At 65.3% G+C, this 7,218-nt stretch carries 8 protein-coding genes and 1 pseudogene; all 9 read left to right on the forward strand.

Annotated features, from left to right (window positions below):
• Positions 1-751: xanthine dehydrogenase family protein molybdopterin-binding subunit (locus ACFP9U_RS22600; RefSeq protein ID WP_378624922.1), on the forward strand; the 751-nt coding region annotated here is incomplete at its 5' end.
• Positions 748-1,701 (forward strand): dihydrodipicolinate synthase family protein, encoded by a 954-nt coding sequence (locus ACFP9U_RS22605; RefSeq protein WP_378624923.1) that lies wholly within the window; start codon positions 748-750, stop codon positions 1,699-1,701. The genes ACFP9U_RS22600 and ACFP9U_RS22605, both read left to right, overlap by 4 nt.
• A gap of 42 nt (positions 1,702-1,743) precedes the next feature.
• Complete coding sequence (locus tag ACFP9U_RS22610; protein ID WP_378624925.1) at positions 1,744-2,295, forward strand: 3-hydroxyanthranilate 3,4-dioxygenase; 552 nt, start codon at positions 1,744-1,746, stop codon at positions 2,293-2,295.
• A 65-nt stretch (positions 2,296-2,360) separates the two neighbouring features.
• Positions 2,361-3,521: an ABC transporter substrate-binding protein gene (locus tag ACFP9U_RS22615; RefSeq protein ID WP_378624926.1), complete on the forward strand. Its 1,161-nt coding sequence runs from the start codon at positions 2,361-2,363 to the stop codon at positions 3,519-3,521.
• 67 nt (positions 3,522-3,588) lie between these two features.
• Positions 3,589-4,503 (forward strand): branched-chain amino acid ABC transporter permease, encoded by a 915-nt coding sequence (locus ACFP9U_RS22620; RefSeq protein WP_378624928.1) that lies wholly within the window; start codon positions 3,589-3,591, stop codon positions 4,501-4,503.
• A 19-nt stretch (positions 4,504-4,522) separates the two neighbouring features.
• Positions 4,523-5,506: a branched-chain amino acid ABC transporter permease gene (locus tag ACFP9U_RS22625; RefSeq protein ID WP_378624929.1), complete on the forward strand. Its 984-nt coding sequence runs from the start codon at positions 4,523-4,525 to the stop codon at positions 5,504-5,506.
• On the forward strand, positions 5,503-6,261 hold the full coding sequence (locus tag ACFP9U_RS22630) for an ABC transporter ATP-binding protein (RefSeq protein ID WP_378624930.1): 759 nt from the start codon (positions 5,503-5,505) through the stop codon (positions 6,259-6,261). Before ACFP9U_RS22625 ends, ACFP9U_RS22630 begins: the two co-directional genes overlap by 4 nt.
• Positions 6,255-6,956, forward strand: a complete 702-nt coding sequence (locus ACFP9U_RS22635; RefSeq protein WP_378624932.1) for an ABC transporter ATP-binding protein — start codon at positions 6,255-6,257, stop codon at positions 6,954-6,956. Before ACFP9U_RS22630 ends, ACFP9U_RS22635 begins: the two co-directional genes overlap by 7 nt.
• Before the next feature lie 16 nt (positions 6,957-6,972).
• Positions 6,973-7,218: pseudogene (locus tag ACFP9U_RS22640) on the forward strand (aspartate dehydrogenase); the annotation flags it as partial.

Below are 7,218 nucleotides of genomic sequence, written 5' to 3' on the forward strand. Positions count from 1 at the left end.
CGCGCTGGCCAGCCGCAGCACCGCCATCGGCGGCAGCGCCATGCTGCGCGCCTGTCAGGCATTGCGCCGCCAGGTGGCGGAGGTCGCCGCCGGGCTGATCGGCTGCGCCGAGGAAGCGCTACGTTTCGGGGAAGGAGCGATCACCTCGAAAGACACCTCTGTGACCCTTTCGTGGGCGGATGTCGCACGCCATGCGCTTTCCGCCCCCTCGGGCGGTATCGAAGAAGCCGCGCTGACGGAATCGGTCGTCTACCACGCCGATGGCGAGGCCTGGAGCAGCGGCATATGTCTCGCCGTGGTGGGGATCGACCGCGAAACCGGAACGCCGAAGATCGAGAAGTTCTTCTGGGTGGACGACGCGGGCGTGGTCGTCAATCCGCTGATGGTGCACGGACAACTCGTCGGCGGCCTGGCGCAGGGACTTGGCGAGGCGCTGATGGAGCGCATCGTCTATGACGGCGACGGGCAGCTTCTGACCGGCTCTTTCATGGATTATGCGCTGCCGCGGGCCGGCGACATGCCGGCATCGATCGAGATCGACAAGCTGGAGACACCGGCGCGTACCAATCCGCTGGGCGCAAAGGGTGTGGGCGAGGCCGGCTGCATCGGCGTACCGGCGGCGCTTTACAACGCCGTACGCGACGCGCTTGCGCCTTTCCGCCCGTGCGACCTGCAGATGCCGCTGACCAGCGAAAAGATATGGCGTGTTCTCCAACAAGGCGAAGCGCCCCGTCCGGGGGATAGAGGATGAAGTACAGCAAGAAAGGCGCCAAGGCCTACGCGCGGCAGCACATGAAGGGGATCTGGGCGGCCGCCCTGACACCGTTCACCGACGATCTCGCCGTCGACGAGGACGGATTTCGCCGCAACATCGACCATTGGATCGAGGATCTGAGGATCGATGGCTTCTTCATCGCCGGCAAGCAGGGCGAGTTCTTCTCCATGTCGGTCGAGGAGCGCAAGCGCAGCTTCGAAATCGCGGTGGAGGCGTGCGCCGGGCGGGCGGCCACCATCATGTCCTGCTCGGACCAGAACATGGATGTGGTCCTCGAACTCGCCCGCCACGCGCAGAAGGTGGGCGCGGATTATATCGTCGTGCACGCGCCGGTCCTGCACTTCTTCAAGGCGCACGACGAGACGCTTTACAGCTACTACCGTACGATCGCCGAAAAGGTGGACATTGGTATCGCGCTCTGGAGCCATCCCGACAGCGGCTATCTGATGAGCCCCGAATTGTGCAATCGTCTCGCCGATATCGAGAACGTCGTGGCGATCAAGTACAGCGTGCCGCGCGAAATGTATGCCGAGCTGACGCGGCTTGCCGGCGACCGCATTCTCGTCAGCACCGCGTCGGAGGAGGAGTGGCTGGACAACATCCTGGAGCTTGGATGGCAGCTCTATCTGTGCTCCTCGCCTCCCTACCTCCTGCAGACGAAAAACGATCTGCGCATGCGTGAATACACCGACCTGGCGTTCGCCGGCGAAGCCGGGAAGGCGCGCGCCGTGCGCGACAGCCTGGAGCCGGTGCGTCACGCTTTGCGCTCGACGCGTCCGGCCGAAAAGCCCCAGGCGCACCAGAAGTACTGGCAGGATCTCCTCGGGCAGGTGGGGGGCGCGGTGCGGCCGCCGCTCCTGCCTTTGACCGAGGAGGAGAAGAGGGCGACCCGTGCCGCCTTCGAAACATGCGGCCTCAGCCTGTGACCGGCTTGGCCGAGGGCATCACGCAGCCGATGGAGGACCACGATGACTGACGGCAGGAGACTCGCAGCCTTCAATTTTTCCAAGTGGATCGACGAACACAAGCATCTGTTGAAGCCGCCGGTGGGCAATCAGCAGATCTGGGAAGACGCCGACATGATGGTGACGGTGGTCGGCGGGCCGAACAAGCGCACCGACTATCACGACGACCCGGTGGAGGAGTTCTTCTATCAGCTCAAGGGAGATATGCTGCTCAAGGTCGTCGACAACGGCGATTTCTATGACGTGCCGATCCGTGAGGGCGACATCTTCCTGCTTCCGCCGCATGTGCGCCACTCGCCGCAGCGCCCGCAGGAAGGCTCCGTCGGCCTCGTCATCGAGCCGAAGCGCCAGCCCGACCAGCTTGACGCCTTCGAGTGGTACTGCTTCGACTGCCAGGCACTGGTGAAGCGGGTCGAGGTCTCGCTCAAAAGCATTGTGCGCGACCTCCCGCCCATTTACCAAGCCTTCTACGCCGATGAGAAGGCGCGCACCTGCCCGAACTGCGGCAGCGTTCATCCCGGCAAGGAGCCGCCGGAGGGTTGGGTAAAGCTTTAACGACCGGTTGACCGGCCGGGTTTCCGGCAGCAAAGCTGCCGCCAAGAAGAAGAGGAATGGGGAACATGCGTTTCAAATCGTTTCTGAGTGCCGGCGCCCTGGCGCTGCTGGCGACGGCGGTGAATGCCGAACCGCTGAAGATCGGCATGATCACGACCCTGTCCGGCCCGGCCGGCTATCTGGGGCAGGACATCCGCGACGCGTTTCAGCTTGCCATCGACATGGAAGGCGGCAAGCTCGGCGGGGCCGATGTCGAGCTTCTCGTGGAAGATGACAGCCTGAATCCGGGAAGCGGCCGCCAGATCGCCGAACGGATGATGAGCAACGAGGGCATCGAGCTGTTCACCGGCATCGTCTTCTCGAATGTCGCGGGGGCGACCGTGCCGGAGATCGTCGACAACGGCGCCTTCTACATCAGCCCGAACGCCGCCCCGTCGAACCTCGCGGGGCGGGGCTGCCACGAGAACTACTTCGTCGTCTCCTGGCAGAACGACAGCCTGCACGAGAGCGCGGGCCAGTATGCCAACGATCTTGGCCACAAGACGGCCTTCGTGCTGGCGCCGAACTACCAGGCCGGCCAGGACGCGATCGCCGGCTTCAAGCGCTTTTTCGAGGGTGAGATCGTCGGCGAGATCTATACCCAGCTCGAACAGACCGACTTCGCCGCCGAGATGGCGCAGATCCGCGATGCGGCGCCGGAGGTCGTGTTCCAGTTCCATCCCGGCGGCCTCGGTATCGCGTTCCTGCGCCAGTACCAGCAGGCCGGCCTGATGGACACGATCCCCATGGTCGTGGCAGAGCCTTCGATGGACGGGGTGACGCTCGCGGCGGTGGGCGAGGCGGCCCTGGGGCTGAAGGTGTCGAGCCACTGGAACACGGACTTCGACAACGAAGCCAACCGCGAATTCGTCGCAGCCTGGCAGGAGGCCTATGACCGGCCGCTCACCTATTACGCCAGCCAGGGCTACGACACCGCCCGCCTGATCGCCTCAGCCTTGAAGCAGACCGGCGGTCTCGAGGATCCGGATGCTTTCCGTGAGGCGTTGCGCAAGGCGGATTTCGAGTCGGTCCGCGGTGATTTCGAGTTCGGCCCGAACCAGCACCCGGTCCAGGACTGGTATTCGCTCGAGGTGGTCGAGGGCGAGGATGGCACGCCGACGCTGAAGACGACCGGGACCGTGCTTACGGACCACGGCGACAGCTACGCCGCCGAATGCAAGATGTAGCGGGCCTCCGGGCAGGGCGGTTCGCCGCCCAGCCCGGATTCCGCGCTTTCGGTATCGGCGGTAAGCGATGACATTGTTCCTCGAGCAATTGCTGAACGGCCTGCAGTTCGGCCTGATGCTCTTTCTCATGGCGGCCGGGCTGACGCTCATCTTCGGCATCATGGGAATCATCAATCTGGCCCATGGCTCGATCTACATGATCGGCGCCTATGCGGGGACCTATCTGGTCGCGGAGACGGGATCGTTCCTCCTGGGCGTCCCCGCCGCGCTTGCCGTGGCTGCGCTCGCCGGCATGGCCATCGAGTTCCTCGTCGTGCGCCGCCTTTACCAGCGCGACCATCTCGACCAGGTGCTGGCCACCTTCGCCCTGATCCTGATCGCCAATCAGCTTGTGACCATGATCTTCGGCCGGCAGCCGCTCTTCATCCCCACGCCAGCGTTCCTGAACGGTTCGGTGGAGCTTCTGCCGGGGCTCGTCTATCCCGTCTATCGTCTGGCGATCATCGGGCTCGGTCTATCCGTTGCCTTCGGGCTCTACCTGCTGATCAACCGCACGCGGATCGGCATGCTGGTCAGGGCCGGTTCCACCAATCGCGACATGGTCCGCGCACTGGGCGTGGATGTGCGCCTGCTCTACACGCTGGTCTTCGGGCTCGGGGCGCTTCTTGCCGGACTGGCGGGGTTCGTCACGGGGCCGATCCAGGCCGTCCAGATCGGCATGGGCGAGCAGATCCTGATCACCACCTTCGTCGTGGTCGTCGTCGGCGGCGTGGGGTCGATCCGCGGCGCCTTCTTCGCAAGCCTCATCATCGGCGTCATCGACACGCTTCTGCGCTCCTATATGCCCGCCTTCCTGCGGCAGATCATGCAGGGGCCCGAGGCCGACGCGCTGGGTGCCGGCATCTCATCCATGGGCATCTATCTGCTCATGGCGATCGTCCTTCTCTTCCGGCCCAAAGGGCTCTTCATCCAACAGAGCTGAGGCCCCGGTGAAAACCTCCATGAGAACATCGAGAACAGTGCGAATGCTCGCGGCGGTCGCGGTCGTGCTCCTCCTCGCACTGCCCCTGATCGCCGAAGCCGCCGGCCACCCGGCCATGACGTCGCTGGCCACGCGCATCATCATCTACGGCATCGCCGCGGCGAGCCTCAACCTGGTGCTGGGCTATGGCGGCATGGTCAGCTTCGGGCACGCCGCGTTCTTCGGCATCGGCGGCTATGTCGTGGGAATCCTCTACCAGCACTACATGGACGGCACGCCGTTTCTCGGCTTCATCCCCGGCACGGACCAGTTCCTCGTGACGGTCCCGGCGGCCATACTTGTCGGCGGGCTTGTGGCGGGGCTGATCGGCGCCCTCTCGTTGCGCACCAGCGGCGTGCAGTTCATCATGATCACGCTCGCCTTCGCGCAGATGCTCTTCTTCCTCTTTGTCTCGCTGAAGGCCTATGGCGGCGACGACGGGCTGATCATTCGCCGCGCCAACGAAGCGCTGGGGCTGAACCTGCGCGACCGGCCGACCATGTATTATGTGTGCCTTACCATCGCCGCCGGGTTCTTTCTCCTCCTGTGGCGGCTCGTCAATTCGCGTTTCGGCAACGTGCTTGTCGGCCTGCGCCAGAGCGAGCGGCGGATGGCGGCGATCGGCCTGCCCGTCTACCGCTATAAACTCGCCGCGTTCGTCATCTCGGGCATGGGCGCGGGGCTTGCCGGGGCGCTGATGGCGAACTTCCTGCGCTATGCCAGCCCGGACATGCTGCACTGGACTAAATCGGGCGAGCTGATGATCATGGTCATCCTTGGCGGCGTCGGCACGCTGTTCGGTCCGGTGATCGGCGCGGCGGTGTTCCTGGTGCTGGAATCGATGCTCGCCTCCTGGACGGAACACTGGCAGCTCGGCGTCGGCCTCGTGCTGCTTTTCGTGGTGCTCTACACGCAAGGCGGCGTGGATGCGCTTGTCCGCCGGCTCGGGGGAGGGCGGCCATGACCGGTCCCGTGCTTGAAGTCCGCGGCCTTAGCAAGCGTTTCGGCGGCCTCGTGGCGACCGACATGGTGGACCTCACCGTCGAGCCCGGCGAGATCCACGCCCTGATCGGTCCCAACGGTGCCGGCAAGACGACGCTGATCGCCCAGCTTTTCGGCGAGTTGCGCCCGGATGCCGGGGAGATCGCGCTAAAGGGCCGGCCGATCAACGGCCTTCCCACCCATGCGCGCGTCTCACGGGGACTGGCGCGGTCTTTTCAGGTGACCTGCCTTCTGCCCGACTACACGGTGCTCGAGAACGTTCTCGTCGCGCTGCAGGTGAGCGAGGGGCACAGCTTCCGTTTTTTCCGCAATGTGCATCGTGACGCAGGCCTGGTCGACCGCTCGGTCGACCTTCTGAGCGAAGCCGGGCTGGCGAGCCGGGCGAAGGTTCCGGTGGCGAACCTCTCTCATGGCGAGCGCAAGCAGCTCGAGCTCGTCGTCGCTCTTTCGACGAAGCCGCGCCTTCTGCTGCTCGACGAACCGATGGCGGGGCTCGGCCATGTGGAAAGCCGGCAGATGATCGAGGTCCTGGGCGGCCTCAAGGGCAGAACGAGCATCCTGCTCGTCGAGCACGACATGGATGCGGTGTTCGCCCTGGCGGACCGCATCTCGGTGCTCGTCTATGGCCGCATCATCGCCACGGGCAACCCGGAAGAGATCCGCAACAACCCGGAAGTCCGCGCCGCCTATCTGGGCGAAGGAGACGAATTGTGCTGAGCGTCAGGGGTCTGCAGGCGGCCTACGGGTCGGGTCAGGTGCTCTTCGATGTCGGACTCGAGATTGCCGATGGCGAGGTGGTGACGCTGCTCGGGCGCAACGGCATGGGCAAGACCACCACGGTGAAGTGCATCATGGGCCTTCTGAAGCCGGACGGCGGGACCTTGACCTTCGCCGACCGGCCGATCGGCGGCGCGGCGCCGGAAGCGATCGCCCGGCTCGGCGTCGGTCTCGTGCCGGAGGGGCGGCAGGTCTTCCCCACGCTGTCGGTGCGCGAGAACCTCGTTGCCACCGCCGCCAACCGGCTCAAGCGGGCGGAGCCGTGGACCCTCGAACGCATCTATGCGCTTTTCCCGCGCCTGCGCGAAAGGGCACAGCAAGGGGCGTCAACCCTTTCGGGCGGCGAGCAGCAGATGCTGGCCATCGGCCGGGCGCTGATGACCAATCCGCGGCTTCTGATCCTGGACGAGGCGACGGAGGGGCTGGCGCCAGTCATCCGCCGCGAGATCTGGCACTGCATCGAGGCGTTGAAGGAGACGGGCCAGTCGATCCTGCTCATCGACAAGAACCTTGCGATCCTCAAGCGGATCGCAGATCGTCATTACGTGCTCGAAAAGGGCAGGACGGTATGGTCCGGGACCGCGGCGGACATAGAGCGGGATGCGGACCGGGTGCGCGCCTATGTCGGGATCTGAAGGAAAGCCGCGCAGAATGCGCCTGTGCCTCGTGGGATGGGGTGCGATCGGCCGGCGCGTGGCAGAGCTCCTGCGCGCCCGCGATGAGGACCGTATCGAGATCGTCGCCGTTGCGGTGCGCGATACGGCACAGGCAAGGGATGATCTGCCTGACGGCGCGCGTCTCATCGCGCGGCCCGAGGAACTTGACGGGCTCGACGTGGATGTGGTCGTGGAGGCGGCGGGCCGCGGCGCCGTGGCGCCATGGGGCGAGGCCGCGCTG

Origin of the sequence: Nitratireductor sp. GCM10026969, from assembly GCF_042660605.1 — a bacterium.
GTDB lineage: Bacteria > Pseudomonadota > Alphaproteobacteria > Rhizobiales > Rhizobiaceae > Chelativorans.

Bases quoted from the DNA above. Each gene is read 5' to 3' on its own strand.
- ACFP9U_RS22620 (WP_378624928.1), top strand. From the start codon at position 3,589: ATGACATTGTTCCTCGAGCAATTGCTGAACGGCCTGCAGTTCGGCCTG.
- ACFP9U_RS22625 (WP_378624929.1), top strand. From the start codon at position 4,523: ATGAGAACATCGAGAACAGTGCGAATGCTCGCGGCGGTCGCGGTCGTG.
- ACFP9U_RS22630 (WP_378624930.1), top strand. From the start codon at position 5,503: ATGACCGGTCCCGTGCTTGAAGTCCGCGGCCTTAGCAAGCGTTTCGGC.
- ACFP9U_RS22610 (WP_378624925.1), top strand. From the start codon at position 1,744: ATGACTGACGGCAGGAGACTCGCAGCCTTCAATTTTTCCAAGTGGATC.
- ACFP9U_RS22605 (WP_378624923.1), top strand. From the start codon at position 748: ATGAAGTACAGCAAGAAAGGCGCCAAGGCCTACGCGCGGCAGCACATG.
- ACFP9U_RS22615 (WP_378624926.1), top strand. From the start codon at position 2,361: ATGCGTTTCAAATCGTTTCTGAGTGCCGGCGCCCTGGCGCTGCTGGCG.